The organism is Paenibacillus plantarum (assembly GCF_013141695.1).
Classification (GTDB): Bacteria; Bacillota; Bacilli; order Paenibacillales; family NBRC-103111; genus Paenibacillus_E; species Paenibacillus_E plantarum.
The window spans coordinates 57,742-76,571 of sequence record NZ_WHNY01000087.1; the positions used below are offsets into that span (position 1 = coordinate 57,742).

Annotated in this window: 15 protein-coding genes; 9 read left to right on the forward strand and 6 right to left on the reverse strand. The window is 46.2% G+C overall.

What is annotated here, in order from left to right:
• Positions 1-45 precede the first annotated feature (45 nt).
• On the forward strand, positions 46-1,563 hold the full coding sequence (locus GC096_RS34810; protein WP_171637186.1) for an extracellular solute-binding protein: 1,518 nt from the start codon (positions 46-48) through the stop codon (positions 1,561-1,563).
• Positions 1,564-1,662: 99 nt separating this feature from the next.
• Here the strand turns inward: GC096_RS34810 and GC096_RS34815 are convergent, their stop codons facing one another.
• Entirely contained in the window at positions 1,663-2,277 is a 615-nt protein-coding gene (locus tag GC096_RS34815; RefSeq protein ID WP_171637188.1) for a biotin transporter BioY, read from the reverse strand.
• A 140-nt stretch (positions 2,278-2,417) separates the two neighbouring features.
• Here GC096_RS34815 and GC096_RS34820 point away from each other — a divergent pair, with 140 nt between their 5' ends.
• The 3 genes from GC096_RS34820 (at position 2,418) to GC096_RS34830 (ending at position 6,409) form a co-directional block, all read left to right on the forward strand.
• Entirely contained in the window at positions 2,418-3,335 is a 918-nt protein-coding gene (locus GC096_RS34820) for an energy-coupling factor ABC transporter ATP-binding protein (RefSeq protein ID WP_246303189.1), read from the forward strand.
• Complete coding sequence (locus GC096_RS34825; RefSeq protein WP_171637200.1) at positions 3,326-4,996, forward strand: ATP-binding cassette domain-containing protein; 1,671 nt, start codon at positions 3,326-3,328, stop codon at positions 4,994-4,996. Before GC096_RS34820 ends, GC096_RS34825 begins: the two co-directional genes overlap by 10 nt.
• Before the next feature lie 381 nt (positions 4,997-5,377).
• Positions 5,378-6,409, forward strand: a complete 1,032-nt coding sequence (locus GC096_RS34830) for a polysaccharide deacetylase family protein (protein WP_246303190.1) — start codon at positions 5,378-5,380, stop codon at positions 6,407-6,409.
• An 80-nt stretch (positions 6,410-6,489) separates the two neighbouring features.
• Here the strand turns inward: GC096_RS34830 and GC096_RS34835 are convergent, their stop codons facing one another.
• The 3 genes from GC096_RS34835 to GC096_RS34845 all read right to left on the reverse strand — a co-directional run bounded on the left by GC096_RS34835 (position 6,490) and on the right by GC096_RS34845 (position 9,817).
• Complete coding sequence (locus GC096_RS34835) at positions 6,490-6,969, reverse strand: hypothetical protein (RefSeq protein WP_171637202.1); 480 nt, start codon at positions 6,967-6,969, stop codon at positions 6,490-6,492.
• A 177-nt stretch (positions 6,970-7,146) separates the two neighbouring features.
• The gene (locus tag GC096_RS34840; RefSeq protein WP_171637204.1) at positions 7,147-7,662 is read right to left on the reverse strand and encodes a hypothetical protein; all 516 of its coding nucleotides are present in this window, start codon (positions 7,660-7,662) and stop codon (positions 7,147-7,149) included.
• Between the two features lie 28 nt (positions 7,663-7,690).
• On the reverse strand, positions 7,691-9,817 hold the full coding sequence (locus GC096_RS34845; protein WP_171637206.1) for an ABC transporter transmembrane domain-containing protein: 2,127 nt from the start codon (positions 9,815-9,817) through the stop codon (positions 7,691-7,693).
• A gap of 344 nt (positions 9,818-10,161) precedes the next feature.
• Here GC096_RS34845 and GC096_RS34850 point away from each other — a divergent pair, with 344 nt between their 5' ends.
• Positions 10,162-10,926, forward strand: coding sequence for an EcsC family protein (locus GC096_RS34850; protein ID WP_171637208.1), 765 nt, complete (start codon positions 10,162-10,164; stop codon positions 10,924-10,926).
• A gap of 110 nt (positions 10,927-11,036) precedes the next feature.
• Here GC096_RS34850 and GC096_RS34855 read toward each other — a convergent pair whose 3' ends face one another.
• Complete coding sequence (locus tag GC096_RS34855; protein WP_171637209.1) at positions 11,037-11,609, reverse strand: GbsR/MarR family transcriptional regulator; 573 nt, start codon at positions 11,607-11,609, stop codon at positions 11,037-11,039.
• Between the two features lie 218 nt (positions 11,610-11,827).
• Between GC096_RS34855 and GC096_RS34860 the strand changes: the two genes are divergently transcribed.
• The 4 genes from GC096_RS34860 to GC096_RS34875 all read left to right on the forward strand — a co-directional run bounded on the left by GC096_RS34860 (position 11,828) and on the right by GC096_RS34875 (position 16,198).
• On the forward strand, positions 11,828-13,030 hold the full coding sequence (locus GC096_RS34860; protein WP_171637211.1) for a quaternary amine ABC transporter ATP-binding protein: 1,203 nt from the start codon (positions 11,828-11,830) through the stop codon (positions 13,028-13,030).
• A complete protein-coding gene (locus GC096_RS34865; RefSeq protein WP_056612161.1) occupies positions 13,027-13,857 on the forward strand; it encodes an ABC transporter permease in 831 nt (276 codons plus the stop codon). The genes GC096_RS34860 and GC096_RS34865 overlap by 4 nt, the downstream gene beginning before the upstream one ends.
• Positions 13,858-13,862: 5 nt before the next feature.
• Complete coding sequence (locus tag GC096_RS34870; protein ID WP_376769548.1) at positions 13,863-14,750, forward strand: glycine betaine ABC transporter substrate-binding protein; 888 nt, start codon at positions 13,863-13,865, stop codon at positions 14,748-14,750.
• Positions 14,751-14,968: 218 nt separating this feature from the next.
• On the forward strand, positions 14,969-16,198 hold the full coding sequence (locus tag GC096_RS34875; RefSeq protein ID WP_171637215.1) for an NAD(P)/FAD-dependent oxidoreductase: 1,230 nt from the start codon (positions 14,969-14,971) through the stop codon (positions 16,196-16,198).
• 64 nt (positions 16,199-16,262) lie between these two features.
• On the opposite strand, the gene GC096_RS34880 is transcribed toward GC096_RS34875, so the two are convergent.
• Positions 16,263-18,554, reverse strand: coding sequence for a helix-turn-helix transcriptional regulator (locus GC096_RS34880; protein WP_171637217.1), 2,292 nt, complete (start codon positions 18,552-18,554; stop codon positions 16,263-16,265).
• Between the last annotated feature and the right edge of the window lie 276 nt (positions 18,555-18,830).

The window sequence follows — 18,830 nt, forward strand, 5'->3', positions numbered from 1 at the left end:
TTTCCGAACTTTCATATATGTATAATTAAATAGGGAGGCGCAATCATGGTTTATAGAAAAACAGCGGCAATCAGTATGAGTGTAGTCATGTGTATGCTTGTCATGGCGGGGTGCAGCACAAGCAAGGACGCAGGACAGACAGGAGCAGAAAAGACTGCGACGGCAACAAGTGGGAGTGAGGGAGAAACCAAAGCGCTCAAGGATTTAAAAATTACCCGACTGTACCACGGCGTTATGGAGCAATTCAAAGGTTCAGACACCATGAATAATAATAAGATTATTAATAAGTTAAGGGAGAACTCGGGCTTTAATATTCAATATGAGTCACTTCCAAATGAAAATCCATCGCAGAAAACATCTATCATCTTTGCTTCTGGCGATGTGCCTGATCTTATCATGGTCAATGGCAAATCCGACTACTTTAAACTGGCCAAACAAGGCGCGCTCGAGCCTCTCGATGATTTAATTGCCAAGCAAATTCCGAATTTGTCCACGATGGCAAGTAAAGAGACGCTAGATGCTTTGAGGTATGAAGGGAAAGTGTATGCGATCCCATATCGAAATGCCTTAAAAGTAGGCAACGGCCTTATTGAGCGTGCGGATATTTTGAAAGAATTAAACTTGAATGCGCCAACAACGATCGATGAGTTCTATTCAACCATGAAGACAATTAAAGAGAAGAAAAATATTACGCCACTAACGATGGCGACTTCAAGTGCGGGATCTTTCTTTGATGGATTTTTCCCTTTCTCCGCTGCCTTCGGCGTTTCTACACCTACAGTCGTCAAAGACGGGAAATTGAAATTCTCCTGGGTACAGCCGGAATACAAAGAATTCGTAACAACGCTTAAAAAATGGTATGACGAAGGATTATTGGATCCTGAATTTGCAGTTAATAAAGATAGCAAAGATAAGTTAATTAACGGAACAGCCGTGTTTAATACGTTGTATTTCTCATCAGGCATTGACGTGGACAAAGCCCTACAGGAAAAGAAAAATGGCGGCTCTGTACAGTTTATTGCACCTCCAGTTGGCAAAAATGGTCAATCGGGGATTCAAGATGCTTCGATTTCAACGCAGTACGTTGTGATTCCCAAACAAGCTAAAAATAAGTTGGGTGCAGCGCAATACCTGAACTTCTTGTACAAGCCAGAAACCGATATCTTGATTAATTATGGTATTAAAGGCGAGGATTACACAGAAGCAAATGGGGTATATACGCAGACGAAAGAACAAAGTGACAAAATTAGCTGGCGTTCGATGTACGGCTTAGGGGATACGGATTTTGGTATTGATGCAAGACTGAAAGCCAAAAGCTTATTGCCTTATTATGAGCCTCAGCTTAAATTCAAAAAATCCCGTGAGGAAACGAACTTTGCGCCATCGATTGAAGCGTACGATACCAAATTCACAGAACTTCGTAATTATGTTGAAGAAAACTCAATGAAATTTATTATGGGTAAACGTGATTTGTCAGAGTTCGACAAATTTACACAGGAATTTGATGCTAAGGGCGGGAAGACTGCGATTGATGCTTTAAATGAGTGGTTTACGAAGAAGTAAAAGAGTAAAAGTTAAAAGTACAAGAGTAAAAGTTAATAGACAAATGAAAGAGCCATCTTTAAGTAGATCAGCTACTTGAGGATGGCTCTTATTTGTGCATTAGTGAGTCAACGCATCCTGCGAATTCTCTGTCTTTACAATGCTATGTGAAGATGAACCTGTAAGGCGCTGTGGCGGGAAGACTTGGCGAACAGGCGCAATGATGAGTGCAGCTACGACCGCTTTAATCGCATCTCCAGCGAGAAATGGATAGCATCCGGCGGCCATTGCATCTGCAAAGGAATAAGCAGGAACTTTATACATTAACCATGGTACGCCAGCTAAATATGCAAAAAGGGAACCGAAAACTTCAAGAACAAGAAATGCAGCGATATAGCCCTTGATGCCTTTCAGACGAATACGCGGTAAAATAAGACCAACGAGTAGGGCGCATATCGGCCAGATCATGATAAAGCCACCGCTTGGTCCGAGAACTTTGGCAATACCGCCAGTCCCAGCTAGAAGGGGAAAGCCCAACGCGGTAAGAACGACGACAAGGGCCATACTTAGGAATCCGTATCGTGCGCCTAGTAAGCCTCCAGCAAGCATAACGGCTAATGTTTGAAGTGTAATGGGTACAGGTGACGTAGGAAGAGGAATTTTGATAAAGCTGAATAACACGAGAATTGCTGCAAATAATGCGCTGAAAATTACACCACGTAACGTAAGTTTCATATTGTTGATCACTCCTGTTTCTGGTATTGTTATTCTATTGTAAACCGAATAAGTGGATAACAAGTTGACAATACAGATGATAGCACAACTGCTAGAAAAGTGAAAGGGACTTTTTACATATGCCTACAAGAGAAAAATTAATGTCATTAAAGAACGCTTCGATCGTCTATCGAATGGAATCAGGAGAAGGGCGACGTGTATGGTCGGGTGTCTCGCTAGACATTCATAGAGGCGAGTGGATCGCTGTTGTGGGACCCAATGGGAGTGGGAAAAGTACACTTGCTAGCGTGCTGCTAGGCCTGAACCCATTGTCGGAAGGGCAAGTTCAGCTTAGAACCGACGATGTGACGCAGGCGACAAGAGGCGTGCTTCAATTGCCAGAAGCTCAATTTCTAGGAGAAACGATAGCGGAGGAGCTAGATTTCTTACCACAAGCGCAACAATTAACGGCCGAGGAACGCAGGAGCTGGTATGCGGAAGTATTAGCTGCTGTAGGGTTGTCACTATCGCCGGAGCGTACAATGGCTACCTTATCTGGGGGACAGAAACAACTCGTAAATCTCGCTGCTGCACTCGCAGCAAGTCCAGAGGTTCTGCTTTTGGACGAACCGACGGCCATGCTGGATCCAGCATCTCGCAAAGAAGTTCGCGAAGCTGTGCGCCAGGCGCATCAACGAGGAACGACGATTGTATGGATTTCACACCGACTAGAAGAGGTGGCGGATGCGAGTCGTGTTGTCGGATTTGGAGCTGGAAGGATTACCTTTGATGGGGAGCCGCGTGAGTTTTTTTATGGGGAAGCTGGGGGGGAATCTGAGAAATCCGAGAAATCTGAGAGATCTGAGAGATCTGAGAGATCTGAGAGATCTGAGAGATCTGAGAGATCTGAGAGATTAAAGGAATTAAAGAATTTCGAGATATCTTCGCCTTGTGTGGAACTTGGCTTTGATCCGCCATTTGTGATTCAAACGGCGATGCATCTGTTAGAACAGGGACTCACTCTAGACCCTCTCCCGCTGAACATGGAAGAATTAGCGGAGGTGATCTCATGTCTATAGCCTTGAAGGAAGTAGGAGTAACAGTTCCTGATTCACCTGAGGTGACGTTGCTCCAGAACATAAGCTTTATGCTGCAGGAAGGATCCGTGACTCTGCTTATCGGCCACGCAGGGTCAGGGAAATCTACGTTACTGCAAGTGATGTCGGGTCTACTGAAGCCGCAAACGGGAACGATTACGGTGGATGAACAGCCGATTTGGCTGAAACCGATGAAAGCCGATCCCAAGCAATTGCTTCGCTTCGGCTTAACGTTTCAATTTCCCGAGCAGCAATTGTTCGCACGCAGCATAGCTCAAGAATTCGCTTATTCGCTTCGGCCGTATAAACTTGAAAAGGAAGAGCGGGATCGCCGCATTCGCGAGGCGACCCATGCGCTCGATCCGCGTGGCGTCTTCGCCATGGATCGCTCGCCCTTCGCGCTCAGTGGCGGCGAGCAGCGCCGGCTCGCGCTGGCGACCACCTTCGCTACGGCGCCGGATTGGCTCCTCATGGACGAGCCAACTGCCGGGCTCGAGGCGGCCGCCGTGCGCGAGCTGCTGCGCATGCTGCGCGAGCGTGTCGGTCGTGGCGGACTCGTCGTCGCCACGCATGATCTGGACACGTTCTTTCCGCTAGCGGACCGTGTCCTCGTTCTAGACCATGGCGAGCTCGTCTTCGACGGCTCGCCGCAAGAGCTCTGCCGCGCGCCCGAGGTGCTGGCGCGCGCCGGGGTTGGCCTCCCGAGCTGCGCGGAGGCCTCTGTGGAGATGGCGCGCGTCGGCATCGCCATCGCGCCGGATCTGCTCACGCCGGCGCTTGCCGCATCGGCGATCTTGGCTGCGCTGCGCGAAGCGGGCAGCGCCAGCGCTTCTGCGCCAGCGGCGGGGACGGACGCCGCGCGCGTGGCGCAGCCACCGCGGCCCGCGCAGCGGCCGGCGCCGGAACCACCCGCGCCGCAGGCGGGGTGGTTGGGGCTGGACCCGCGCGCGAAGTGGCTGCTCTACCTGCTGCTCGCCATCGGCACGATGGGGCAGCAGGGGTGGGGCAGCCTCGCGGTGGCCGCAGCGCTCGTGGGCTGCTCGTTTCTCGGCCTCCCGCGCAGTGTGTTGGGCGGAATCCGCAAAATCGCAACGTCGTATGCGATTTTCCTGATCTTTTCCGTCGCGCTGGCGGGGATCCAATTCTCACCGCTTGGCTACTCGGTTGACAATGGCTGGAGCACCACCTTTATTCTGACACGATTATTTGTCGTCTTGATGGCAGGCTGCTGGCTCGCCATGTCGACCCCCTATAGCCAGCTCGTGCAAGGACTGAACTGGGCCTTGAAATATTTGTACAAAGTAAAGTTGCCCGTGGCATCCTTCTCCTTGGCGGTTTCGTTTGTTTTCCGCTTCATCCCGCTCATCATGCGGGAATGGCAGCAATTCTCGATGATCGTGCGGGCACGAGGCAAAGCCTCTGTCCGCCCAGGTAGTGTTCGCGTGCGCGACATTCCTGCGCTGGTCGTTCCACTTTTACTAGGCATGTTCCACAAAGCGGAACAAATGACCGTCGCGATGGAGATGAAACAAATTGATGGTACAACGTTGTTGCTCAGGAAAAACACACTAGAGTGGGAGCGTGGGGACACGATCTTAGTGGTGATTGCTTTAATTGCTTGGGTGCTTTTGCTTTTTACTTAACAGTATTAACAATCTAGCAGTATCAGCAGTGTCATTAGTCAACAAGTAGCAACAAGTAGCAACAAGTAGCAACAAGTAGCAACAAGTAAGATGCTAACGGACACAGCAGATGCTATTAGGCTATATTCGATTGCTTAGCTATGCTAACGGACATGGATGACCTTATTTGACTGAAATCAGGGAACTTTCGGCTTGTTAGGGCCATTTAACGGCTATCGCGTCCGTTAGTTTCTAAAAAGCCCATCTTTGGGACAAATAACGTCACTCGTGTCCGTTAGAAGTTCAATCTCCCCACCCATTCCCAAAATCTAGGAATATTTCTCTCAATCACGGCTTACAAATAGAGTGATAGATGATTCCTCGAGAAATGGGTGGTTTGCTATGAACGTCCGAAGGAAGAGGTTCCTATTTTACACGGTACTAGCGGGATTGTTTACGCTTCTTTTTCTCTTTTTCATCAGTGGTCTTAATTCTTCAACAGCTCCCATCCTCATAGAAGTACAAGCCGAAGAACTCATCCAATCTTCCGTGTCTACGCCTGTACCCGCGGAGTTTTCTTCCCTTCCACCGGACAAGCCAGAGCAGCCACCATTTCCAACTCAAGTGGACACAATCCCATCGCCGACGCCATCCGTTCCAGCACCAACACCATCCGTGCAAGAGTTGACAGCCCCACCTCAGACAACTTCCGTTACCGTGGACACCTACATGCCCAATGGGGTAGTTACTCCATATGCTTCATCCAAAGTCAGCATTCCTGTCCTCAACTATCATAGCGTCACCATTGATCCAGGAAATGTAGTCGTTATTTCTCCAGCCAAGCTAGAGGCGCAGATGAAATATCTGTCCGACCATGGGTATACGCCTATTTCTCTCACAACATTCATTAACCTTATAGAAAAGAAAAGTGTTCACGCAGCGCCAGATAAGCCTGTACTGCTTACTTTTGATGATGGCTATGTGGATAATGTGGAGGAGGCAATGCCGATTCTGGCCAAATACAATTTCCCTGCTACGCTTTTCATGTCACCAGGCATGGTCGAGGACGCTGGTTATTTGAATTGGGAACAGGTCAAGCAGCTCCAACAAGCAGGTTGGGACATCCAACCGCATGGCATGACACATCCTCATCTGCCTAAGCTTTCTGCAGAACAACAAGCCTATGAGATCACAGAAGCTAGAAAGTTAATTGAGGAGAAGCTAGGCACACAAGCAGACGTATTCTGCTATCCCTATGGTGAATATAACCAAACAACGTTGAAGGTCTTAAAAGATTACGGCTTTCGGTATGCTTTTACGATCGATCAAGGCTACACAACCAATCAGCAGTACCCTTACTCGCTCAAAAGGCTGTTTATCAACGGAGAAGAAAGCCTGAAAGCCTTCATCAACAAGCTCCCGAAAACCAATTAAAGAGACCATTTTCTATCACAATGAGACCAAAAAGGAGCTAACCCCTACAAATGGGCTAGCTCCTTTTTGTCTTGCTCTAATTACTTCAAACGGTGACAATAAGCCTCAAGTTCATGAAACGGCACCGTATAGAGGGCTAAGGTGTTCACAATGTTTTTCGTCGAGCCGGGCAGAGCAAGGAATTTGGCAAAAAGCCGATCCTGCCCCTCCTCGGCCGCGGAAGTCCAGAACTGAACCTGCCCGACGCCGGGATTGCCAGCCTTGATGGCATGTACCAGTGCACGTAGTCCTTGTACGAATAAAGAGGATCTCCGCATCTCTTTTTCAATAAAGGCAACCTCGATCTGACAAATATGCTGATCCTCGTAATCGCCGGGACCGGTGCCGTAACCGAAGCCGGCCGCGCCGACCATGTCGTAGGAATCTTCGTTGATGATGAGCATGGCTTTACCTAGAAAGAGCGGACTACTGATGAAGCTGAGCTTCATGCCGAAAGTATAAGGCAAATTGAGTTCGTCATGATGGTGCAGCAGGAAGTTCATATAGGCTTCATGATCCATTTCAAATTCACTTACTCGGAATTCAAAAGACATTACTGTGGTTGTACGCGAAGTGAATCGTTAACCTTAACGATTTTACCGAAGCCGCCGCCTTTTTTAGAACCTTTGTCGAGAGTTGGGGGTACTGGAAACATACGGATTGCCTCCTTTTTGTCGTAATTTGTATTTCTATTTCCATTATATCCTAGTAAATTTCTTTAGGGTATCCTTGAGATTGTTAATTTTTTCACAAAAAACGACTTCTTTGCCGTGACTGCCTTCGCGTTCGAAGCGTGATCTTGTAAATTTGGCATACAGCTGACAGAGATAGTCGTTCTCGGCCAAGGCGGCAAGCCTGAACTCCTGGACCTGTGGATGTCCCTCCATGATCTGATTTACCATATAATTCAGTCCTTGGATAAATAAGCGTGACCCTCGATAAGCTCTATCTGCAATGGCAATATCTACTAAGGCAACATCCTTATCCTGAAATTCCTGTTCAGGTGTTCCGTAGTAATAGGCTACGATTCCGACCACACGGTTATCGGCATCTTTTGCACAAATCAGATTGCCCTGAGTCACGTAGGAATAGATGAGAGTAACCATTTCTAACGTAGAATAAGAAGCATGCAGGTCGCGCTTATGGGATAACATGAATAAACTGGCCTTGGCGAAATCGTCATCACTGACACACTTTTGGTAACTTATCGTCATCTTGAATCTCCTTTCTGACTTCCAGTCATTATCCGATTCGTTTCTGAAGTGTTTGTTCCAAAGATTGTAGAATCTGCGGGTGTTCAGCCATTAAACGGTGAAAAGCTTCTTGTCTGACGGACAACAGTACCGAGGGACCTATCGCCCTTACTGTTGCGTTTCGGGGGACATTGTGAAGTAAGGCAATTTCACCGAAATGATCCCCATCTTGCAGTACGGCGACCCGTCGTTCCCCACCATCAGGCATACGTTTTATAATTTCAAATTTACCACGGACAATAATGTAGAATTTGTTGCCCTCATCGCCTTCGCTCACAACATTCTCGCCTTCTTTACAGGTTTCAGTTGTAAATAACATAGCGATGTTCTTAAGCAGCGGAGGTGCAATACCTTCGAAGAAGGGAAGCTTGGCAAGCCTGTCCATATCCACCGTGGCGTAGAGTCCGTCCTCAGATAGGTTAAATCCAAACTGCTTGTCCCAGAGACTCCGGTAGAAATTGCTCTTATGTAGAAGCTCATGGTGGGTACCAGAGTCCACAATTCGGCCGTCATGGAAAACATAAATGCAGTCGGCGTTCTTAACTGAGGATAAGCGATGTGTCACGGATACAATGGTCTTCTCGGATCTAAGCCGATCAACGAGCTGATTAATGTCCGCTTCGGTAGCTGGATCCAATGCTGAGGTTACTTCATCGAGCAGCAAAATGTTCGGCTTCCTTAGGAGCGCTCTTGCAATCGATAAACGTTGGCGTTCGCCACCTGATAGTGAGCCCCCTTCATGATGCACCTGTGTATCGTATCCGTCAGGCCAACTTGCAATGACATCATGAATGTTTGCCTGCTTGGCCGCCTCGATCATTTCATCTTCCGAAGCACCGCTATCCAACAGCAAGTTATCCCGAATGGTCGTATTAAATAAGAAGGTATCCTGCGTAACGAGTGTGGACTGTGTTCGTAAAGAAGCTTCACTTAGGGTGCGAATGTCGTAGTTATCCATCGAGACAGAGCCTTGCTTCGGATCATAAAAGCGGGACAACAGCTGCAGGGCAGTACTTTTGCCAGAGCCGCTGGTGCCAATGAAAGCGACATAGCTACCAGCTGCAATTTGCAAGCTTACATGTCGTAATTGATCGGACTCCTCGTTATAACCAAAGGTCACATCATCCATCCGAATCGAGGGAAGAGAAGAAGGCAGCTCTAGAGGATGAGGAACCTCCCGAACGCTGGGTTGATGATCCATAATTTCTCGGATGCGCCGAAAGCTAATATTGGAATCGATAAGGTTCGGAATGATGTAGGCTAAATTAGAGCCTGACTGTCCAACACTTAAGAATAAGGTGAAAAAGGCCATAAAACCGCCTATCGTCATCATGTCATGGAAGATCAAATAACCGCCGAAGCCAATCATAATTCCGTTCAAAATCAAAAGTGATATAAGCGGGAGCCGCTCCATCATGGAATTGGTAAGTTGTAATTTTAGGCCAAAGGAAAAGAGCTCATGCACCTGTTTACGGGCTCGCTCTTGAAACCTGGCTTGCAGATGTAAACTTTTAATCGTTTTATGTCCCTTAACCATCTCATCAATCGTATTCGTGAAACGTTCCTGTGCTTCTTTGTAGTGAATATTGGCGACTTCCGCGCGCCCTTGGAGGAGTCTTGGCCCGATAAACATCAGCATGGAGCCGGCAAGCATAGCTAGTGTGAGCTTCCATTCAATAGAGAATAGTAAAATGAGTCCAAGCAGAACACTTAAAGCTTCCTTCAAAAAAAATGGGAATGCGATGCGCACCACTCTTTCCACGGAGCCCATATCTGCCGAGAATCGGGTGACAAGATCGCCAACTCTGTATGTTTGATGGAATGGGAGCGATTGCCGTTGTAAGTGTGTAAACAGCTCGATCCGTAGTTTTTTGATGATCTGGCCGCCGAGATTTCCTAGTGCGTATTCTCCGCCAATACTTGCACAAATATTGAGAAAGCCGGTGCCAATCAGTATGATCAAAATGATTGCGAAATGATGAAGATTTTTGGGTATAAAAGCTTCGTCCACCAGATATTTCAGGCTCACAGGAGCAGCTACCGAATATCCAACTTCTAGGAGAAGGCAAAATAAAAAAATGCCGGTCAGTCGCTTATAGGGAATCCAAAGGTTCAAAAGGGTTCTTAGGAAATTCAGGAATCATCGCCACCTTTCAATAGAATAAGATTACAGCACTTTTTTGGGGTTGTAAACGACACGATTTGTCATAATTCGGTAAAAATAAACGGTAGGATAAAGATTTATTATTTTATATTCAAGTGTTTCCCGCAATCGCACGGAGCCTAATGAATTCTCCCTCACCCAACGTGTATAATACAATTAACCATCCCTTTAAAAGGAGATTAGCGCTAATCAGCAGGATCGTGCAGTATCGCGTGGCAAAGAATATTGAAAAAGCTCAGTCGAAACTAACGAAAAAGAAGTGAAAATATAAGAATCTAACCAACGGTGGTGAAGCTATGGAACAGCCGTACACGATCTACGAACAGCAAATGAAGGGCAAGCTTAAACGTTGGGAAATCCGTCTGCAAAAGCAACCGAACCTGATCGAGCGCGCCTCCAAATCCGTTCAAAATCGCATCAATCAAGTGATTCCCGAGAAGATTCACAATACGATCACCGCGACGGTGAAAGGGATTGTGCAAACGACTTTATTCGGCATTCATTATATGCCTGCGACGGAGCCTCTGAAGGGTGTAACCATGGCGGACCGCGATGCGAAAGCCGAGGAGTTACTGTCACTTTATAAAAAAATCGCCGCCGCCGAGGGTGCAGGAGCAGGGGCTGGCGGCATTTTGCTTGGCCTTGCCGATTTCCCGATTCTAATCGGGATTAAGTTGAAGTTCCTTTTTGAATTAGCGCATATTTACGGATATTCGACTAGGGACTATAGAGAAAGATTGTTCATTCTGTATGTGTTTCAGTTGGCGTTCTCCAGTTCGAAGAAGAAGCCGGGGCTGCTTCATACGATTAAGAATTGGCCTGTAATTTCGCAGACCTTTCCTCCTGCCGCCGACTATGCGAACCAGGTGGATTGGCTGCAGCTGCAGCAGGAGTATCGGGACACGATAGATTTTCGCAAAATGCTCCAGCTCATCCCCGGCATTGGGGCTGTCGTTGGCGCTTGGGCTAACTTTGGCTTGCTGGAGGAGCTCGGGGTGGCAGGCATGAACTGCTACCGGCTGCGCAACTTGCAAGACAAAGCTAAGAATGCCAGCAAGTAATAATTGCATGACATTTATCTTGGTGCCCTGATTAAAATGGAACATAAAAAACCTGAACGACAGTCGGATTAATGTCCAACTATTGTTCAGGTTGTTCTTGTTGTGTTTATTCATGATTCATCTGAGGGTAAGTCTTTGGGAACCAGCTTGAAAATATCCCCCGACTCGAACGAATCAATAAGCCTATCAAGCCATTTGTAATAATGAATAGCTGCATCTATTTTATCCAAATCCTGTTTAACAACAGCTTGTAAAGGGAGACTGTCAGGAAATTGTTCGTTCAGCTTTCGGAACTCATTTTTGGATTTGGTAAGCGCAAGCAGGTTAACTTCTAAGGCCTTTCGCCATTTGAGGCTAAAGAAATCAGCGAAAGTTTGGAACCAGTCGGATTCAACCTCATATAGATCCTTACGGGAACCTTTTTCCCACACTTTATTAACCATTTTCAGATCAACCAGCGTCCGCACGCCTGTGCTCATGCTGGTTTTGCTCATTTCCATAGCTTTTCCCATTTCGTCTAATGTCATCGGCTTGTCTTGAAATAAAAGTAAACCGTATAAATGACCGGTAGATTCACTAACACTATATAAATCCATGTTATTTCCAATAGATTCTATGATTCGTTTTCGAGCCTTCTGTATGACGAGATCTTGTTCTACGCTGATGCCCTCTATATGATTCATTATCTCCTCACCCTACCTTTAGGTTTACATCGTTATTGTAAGAAACAATTTTGAAAAAGTAAAGAAAAACACCTACTAGGAAAAGTATACTAAACTTAGTGAAAGTTTGTACAGTTTTTTCTGTTTGAACTGTTTGTACAGAATTTAAGGTTGACATAAATGATGATTATTCGTTAGACTTGTTGGACGACATGCAAACAGAAGAAAGGAGTGAGCATATGTCGGTTATCCAAGTTAATCAGGTGACAAAAATATTTGGTCCCGATCCCGCATCTGTTCTTCCGTTGCTTTCACAGAAACAAACGAAAGAAAAGATTTATAAGGATACGAAGCATACTGTAGGAGTCAATGAAGCTAGCTTCTCTGTTGAAGCAGGTGAAATATTTGTCATAATGGGGCTCTCAGGCAGTGGTAAATCAACATTGGTTCGACTTTTGAATCGGTTGATTGAGCCAACGAGCGGAAGTATCACAATTCACGGCAAGGACATTGTTCGCATGAATGATGAGGAGCTTAGAAATGTCAGACGAGAACAAATCTCAATGGTATTTCAGAAGTTTGCCTTATTTCCTCATCGAACAGTCGTTGAGAATGTGGAATACGGGCTAGAGATTCAAGGGTGGGATAAGCAAAAAAGGCGTGTGAAGGCGCTAGAGTCTTTGGATTTGGTAGGATTACAGGCTTGGGCAGACAGTAAGCCTTCGCAATTAAGCGGCGGCATGCAGCAGCGGGTGGGGCTTGCGCGGGCTTTAGCCAATGATCCGGATATCCTTTTGATGGATGAGGCTTTTAGCGCATTAGACCCTCTTATTCGGAAGGATATGCAAGATGAACTCGTAGAGTTGCAAGATAAAATGAAGAAGACCATCATTTTCATTACACATGATCTGGATGAGGCTCTTCGTATTGGAGATCGAATTGCGCTAATGAAAGACGGCGTTATTGTCCAAATCGGCAAACCAGAAGAAATTATGATGAACCCAGCAAATAAGTACGTCGAAAGGTTTGTGGAGGATGTTGATCTATCCAAGGTACTGACCGCAACGACAGTCATGCGCCGGCCTGAGACCATAGGCCTTGATAGAGGGCCGCGTGTGGCACTGCAGCTCATGAGGCAAAGCGGGATATCCAATTTATTTATTGTAGACAAAGGCAAGAAGTTAATTGGTGTTATAACAGCGGAGGATGCTTCGGGTGCTGTTCGCTATGAGAAGAGTCTCGAGGATATTGTGATTCGAGATATACCAACTGTCGGCCCGGATCAACTGCTGCATGAATTATTTGAAGTTTGCAGCAATGCCAAGTATCCTGTGGCAGTCGTGGATAGCGATGGGAAAATTAAGGGTGTTATTGTTCGCGGCGATGTTCTTGGGGCTCTTGCAGGTAACGTTGTGGCAAGAGAGGATGTGAATAACGAATGACTAAAGTTCCATTGGATGATTGGGTTGAGAAGGTTGTTGATGGGTTAGGAGCTAACTTATCATGGCTCTTTGATTTCATGTCACTCCTCATAGAGGGAGTTGTGGATGCATTTTCTGCCGTTTTTCATTTCCCTCCAGCGCTGGTACTTATCGCTTTGATTACGATTCTTGCTTATTATCTTGGCAAATGGCCATTCGCGCTATTTGCCGCCGTAGGATTGTTATTAGTCGATAATCTTGGCTTATGGGAACATACGATGGACACACTGGCACTGGTTATGACCTCAGCAGTCATTTCCATTCTCATTGGTATTCCTTTAGGCGTATGGTGTGCCCAAAGCGACCGAGCACGAGGGATCATCACACCAGCGCTTGATTTCATGCAAACCATGCCTGCTTTCGTTTATTTAATCCCTGCCGTTACCTTTTTTGGACTGGGTGTGGTACCTGGGGTCATTGCATCCGTTATTTTTGCTGTACCGCCGACGATTCGGCTGACGAATTTGGGTATAAGGCAGGTTGCTGAAGATTTGGTTGAAGCCGCAGATGCTTTCGGTTCAACCCCTATGCAAAAGTTAGTAAAGCTGCAATTTCCGTTAGCGATGCCGTCTATTATGGCGGGAATTAATCAAACGATTATGCTTGCGCTCTCGATGGTTGTTATTGCTTCCATGATTGGGGCGCAGGGGGTAGGGGCTGATGTGTATAGGGCTGTTACTCAAATCAAAATTGGTCAAGGCTTTGAAGCCGGATTGGCTATTGTTGTATTAGCTATTTTACTTGATCGCATCACACAATTATGGATGAAGAAAAAAAGGAGTGTTTAAAGATGTTGAAGAAAGCCGCTAAGACATTAATATTCGCTAGCTTGACCAGTTTACTTGTCGTGACAGGCTGCTCGAAAGATAATGCTTCAGAATCTAGTGTAGGCAGCAGTGTGAATCACCAAATTATCGGAATTGACCCTGGTGCAGGATTAATGAAGCAGACGGATCAAGCGATGAAAGCCTATGCGCTTACCGATTGGAAATTAGTTGAAGGCTCTAGCGCAGCCATGGCGGCAGCGTTAGATAAAGCGTACAAAGCGAAGGAACCGATCATCGTGACGGGGTGGACACCTCATTGGATGTTCGCTAAGTATGATTTGAAATATCTGAATGATCCTAAGGGTGCATTTGGTAAGGATGAAGAGATTCATACGATTGCGCGCAAAGGTTTGAAGGAAGCAGCGGCGTCAGCATATGCAATGCTAGATCGATTTGAGTGGACGCCGGAGGATATGGCAGTGGTCATGTCAGCTGTGGTTGACGGTAAGAAGCCCGAAGACGCAGCTGCGGATTGGGTTGCTAACAATGCAAGTAAAGTGGATACTTGGGTGAAAGATCTTTCGCCAGAACAAGGTAAGAAGCTGAAATTAGCTTATGTGGCTTGGGATTCGGAGATTGCCAGCACGAATGTCGTGAAAACCGTATTGGAAAAGAAGCTCGGGTATAAAGTAGAGATGCTGCAAGTAGAAGCCGGACCGATGTGGGCTGGACTTGCTGATGGAAGCGCTGATGCGAGTGTGGCTGCATGGCTCCCGACTACGCATAAGGATTATTTCGAGAAGTATGCCGCTAAACTAGAAGATCTTGGTGCAAACTTAAAAGGGACCAAATTGGGTCTAGTTGTACCTGCCTATATGACAATCAGTTCTATTGAAGATTTGAAAACGAAATAGCCTAAATAGTAGAGAGAAGTCTATTGATAATCTTATCGATAGACTTTTCAAATTATAGGGGGGACAATCCCAGATAATTAGGTCATTTGGAAGTGATATTTGCAGAACACGCGCATACACTAGAAGAGAGTCGGTTACCGGCTCACCTTGTGATAAATTGTGATTATTTTCACAAGTATATATGTGATTAATTTCACAACCGAAGGAGTGTTGAGGCAATGAGCAAACCCAGAATCGTGATCCTAGGCGCAGGCTATGGCGGACTTGTCACAGCGATAAGGCTGCAGAAGAAGATGAAAAGAAATGAGATGGACGTGACACTGGTCAACAAACATGACTATCACTTTATTACAACGCATCTGCATATGCCGGCTGCCGGTACGGATCATCATGATAACGCACGCGTGACTATTTCGGATTTGATCGATGAGCGGAAAATTCGATTCGTGAAGTCGACGGTAAGAGAGATTGTGCCTAGTGAGAAAAAGATTGTGCTGGAAGATGCGACGCTGGACTATGACTATCTCGTGATTGGACTCGGGAGTGAGACGGAAACCTTCGGGATCCCGGGTATGCATGAATATGCGATGTCGATCAAAAGCATTAACAGTGTCCGCTTTATTCGGCAACACATTGAGTACATGTTCGCCAAGTCCAAAATGGCTCCGAAGCGCAAAGATTATCTGACCTTCGTCGTTGGTGGCGCGGGGTTCACGGGTACCGAATTCGTCGGGGAGCTGGCGGATCGCATTCCTGTTTTGTGCAAAACGTATGACGTCGATCCGGCTGATGTCCGGATTTATAATGTGGAAGCTTCCTCGTCGGCGTTGCCTCCAGGACTACCGGAGGATTTGGTCGAATATGGGATGGAAGTGATGCGCCGCAAAGGGGTGCAGTATAAGCTATCGACCGCGATCAAGGAATGCACATCGGAAGGGGTTATTCTGAGCAACGGCGAGTTCATTCGTGCAGGTACGGTAGTCTGGTCGGGAGGGATACGCGGCAATTCGTTACTGCAGGAGGCGGGTTTCGAGGTACAGCGGGGGCGGGTCAAAGTGGATAGCCGCTTGCGCTCCTATCAGTTCCCGGAGATTTTCATCACCGGCGATTGCTCGATCGTCACGAGCCCAGAGGGTACACCCTATCCGGCCAATGCGCAGATTGCAGTCCAACAGGGCTATAATGCTGCTAGAAATCTCATACTGACGGTTCGAGGCAAAGAGCTGAAGCCATTTGTCTATGATTTCAAAGGGACGGTAGCAACCTTGGGCCGCGGGGAAGCCGTTGGTTTACTCAAAGTGAAAAAAGTGAAAGGCCGCTTGGCCTTATTTATCAAAAAAATGATCGATGCCCGTTACCTGTTTCTTATCGGCGGCATTCCACTCATTTGGAAGAAAATGATTTGGAAGCAGAAGTCCACGACTCGCAATTATCATGTGCCGAATTAACGCGCGTATAACGTAAAATCCCCTTCAAGTAGATACTTGGAGGGGATTTTCAGCCTTTTTTCCACTAACTATAGCGATTGGATCGATATTGACTCGGAGACACGCCTTCTCGTTTGCGAAAAGCTCGCGAAAAATTATTTTCATCCACAAACCCAACCTGCTCGACGATATCCTTAATGGACAGATGGGTAGTTTCGAGTAACTCTTTGGCTTTCTCGATGCGAATTTTTGAGACATATTGCATCAAGGGAAGACCATTTTTATTTTTGAAATAGCGTGTTACATAGGATGGTGTAAGGGACAGCTCATCGGCAACGGTAGAGAGGCTTAGATTAAAGTCCATATAATTCTGGGATACGTACTCTAACATAGACGCATATAAGCGATTATTATTGGCATCTTCTCCTAAGCTGTCTTGGATGCTGCGTGCTGCATCAAGAAGACTAGCGCAGGCTTCTGCAACGGTTTTGGACTGGAATTCTGCCAGCGATTCTAGTTTGTATTTGATTGCTTCGCGATGGGAAAGCGGAATATTATTGACGAGTTGGTTTAATGTGAAAATGATTTGTTGAAACGTTAGGCGGAAGGTTGGAGCATCCTCCAACCGAGTAAATCGTTCTTCCATCTCATGGATTAGCAGGTGCAGATCCTCTGAGTTCTTGGAGCAGAGCACAGCATGGAGCGCATCTGCTGAGTCAGAAATTTGCTGCTTATCGATCGTCGTATGATCGATTTTCTGCTGAGACCACTCAGAGGGTGTGATGATGGATTGTTTACCAGCAAAAATCCGATATTCAGCAAGCGATGTTGCCGAGTTGAAAGATTGATGCAAGTCATTCGTAGGTTGAGGTTCTCCTACCATACAGGATAACGAGAGGGCAAAATGCCTATTCATGAACGCGATGATCTGCTCGGAAAAAGCGCGACTGCGAGCTTCCCATTGATCCGCAAACTCGTTGTTCCACGAAACAATGCCAACAATTCCATTATCGATAGCCAAATCAAGTGCATAATTGACGCCGTGCACACCTGATAAATTTTCCAAAACGTTGCAAATGGTATATTTCATCAACCACTGTTCACTAAGCGGCTCTTTACTTACCTTTGAATTGTAATCATCAAAAATAATGACAAGTACACTGCTTGTCTGCCGTGTATCAAATAGCTGATGCAGGGCACTTCGGTTATCTTGCGTCGTATTATCTACGTTCAACTTCCCCATTAATACCGCAAGCAGCAACTGGTTCCTCGTTAAAACCTCCTGATTATGCATCATATTGGACAAATGGATGCTCTCATCCCTCATCTGCTCGATATAGCGAGTAAGTTGGTCTAATTCATCGGTATTGCCTTTCGTCAACTTGTCCGATGGCAAGGTAGGGAAACGGTTAGATAACTCTTGGATCGGTTGATAATTCTTGCGGGCAGACCTGAAGCAAAGCACGATTCCTAGAGCCAGCGATATGAGAAATATGATTAGTGAAATCGTGAGTGCTACATCATACTCGTGAAAATAGTCACTACGACGAATGGCGTTCACCACATGAATGTTCTGTTTCGACGATGTTTCCTGCATGAAGAGATAGCCAGGGATCCGTGCTTTCGAGTTTTGTGCTGCTCTTTCAAGTTCACTCCACGCTAAATCAGAAGATCCTTTTACATACAGAAAAGGCATATTGGATTGGTCAAAGGCAATCAGGCTGCTACCACTGTCAATGGTTCGTTGGAAATTACTTACCAGGGCAGGATAGTTCAGTTTGTAGATCATAATCCCACTCGAAAAGGGCGTGCTGTCAAGCGGAACTAGGAGAAGCAGAACTTGTTCCTTACCGTCAGGATTATTTTCATTGGCTAGTGAGGACAGAAGTATGGGTGATCGTAGTTGCTCCAACTTGCTCTGTAAAATATCTGGCGAGATTCGGCCATCGCTGACGAGCCGGCTATAGCTCTCAGGTGAGTAAATTCCCGTATCGGTAAAAATCGTGTTTTTAAGCGAGCTGTAGGCTGTGTTTCGATAGAACAAACCAATGGAATCAAGATCTGGAGACAGTGCCTTTAACTTTTCAAGTTCATCGGCAATTACATACGGATATTGTAAGGATTCTTGTAATTGATAGGGAAGCAGTTTGGCATCCCGTGACAAGGTTAATGTCAATTTCTGCAGGTCTAATATGCGCGTATCCAGCAAACTGGTCGTATTGGCCATAGATCGATGGGTATTATCCATCAGTCGATTATAGGTATTGGATAGCGAAATGATATTGGTCACTAAGAATAACAGACCGGTTACGGCCAGAATCAGAAGGTGCCCTAGAAGAAATTTTCGATAGAGCTTGGACTGAATCGCTTTCCGCAAAATAAACACATCCCCTGGTCGAATAGGTCTTGATTTCTTACGAGTATATAAATTTTGCGCTATGTTATCAATTCATGGAGGGCAAAAAGCTGAAAATTGACTAGGTATTGAGAAAAATGCAGGGTGCCATTGATGCGCTAAAACCGTTTTGTGCAGCGAAAAGCCGATTATCAATTGTTGTAGGGGGTTCCAAACTTACGTATACTCGGAGCCATAGGAAACCGATTCAGGCGCCGAATCGATTCTGGATATTCACTTTTCTATCGTTCGACGAAG

Bases quoted from the DNA above. Each gene is read 5' to 3' on its own strand.
- GC096_RS34865 (WP_056612161.1), top strand. From the start codon at position 13,027: ATGACTAAAGTTCCATTGGATGATTGGGTTGAGAAGGTTGTTGATGGG.
- GC096_RS34815 (WP_171637188.1), bottom strand. From the start codon at position 2,277: ATGAAACTTACGTTACGTGGTGTAATTTTCAGCGCATTATTTGCAGCA.
- GC096_RS34855 (WP_171637209.1), bottom strand. From the start codon at position 11,609: ATGAATCATATAGAGGGCATCAGCGTAGAACAAGATCTCGTCATACAG.
- GC096_RS34860 (WP_171637211.1), top strand. From the start codon at position 11,828: ATGTCGGTTATCCAAGTTAATCAGGTGACAAAAATATTTGGTCCCGAT.
- GC096_RS34825 (WP_171637200.1), top strand. From the start codon at position 3,326: ATGTCTATAGCCTTGAAGGAAGTAGGAGTAACAGTTCCTGATTCACCT.
- GC096_RS34850 (WP_171637208.1), top strand. From the start codon at position 10,162: ATGGAACAGCCGTACACGATCTACGAACAGCAAATGAAGGGCAAGCTT.
- GC096_RS34810 (WP_171637186.1), top strand. From the start codon at position 46: ATGGTTTATAGAAAAACAGCGGCAATCAGTATGAGTGTAGTCATGTGT.
- GC096_RS34835 (WP_171637202.1), bottom strand. From the start codon at position 6,969: ATGGATCATGAAGCCTATATGAACTTCCTGCTGCACCATCATGACGAA.
- GC096_RS34875 (WP_171637215.1), top strand. From the start codon at position 14,969: ATGAGCAAACCCAGAATCGTGATCCTAGGCGCAGGCTATGGCGGACTT.
- GC096_RS34840 (WP_171637204.1), bottom strand. From the start codon at position 7,662: ATGACGATAAGTTACCAAAAGTGTGTCAGTGATGACGATTTCGCCAAG.
- GC096_RS34820 (WP_246303189.1), top strand. From the start codon at position 2,418: ATGTCATTAAAGAACGCTTCGATCGTCTATCGAATGGAATCAGGAGAA.
- GC096_RS34830 (WP_246303190.1), top strand. From the start codon at position 5,378: ATGAACGTCCGAAGGAAGAGGTTCCTATTTTACACGGTACTAGCGGGA.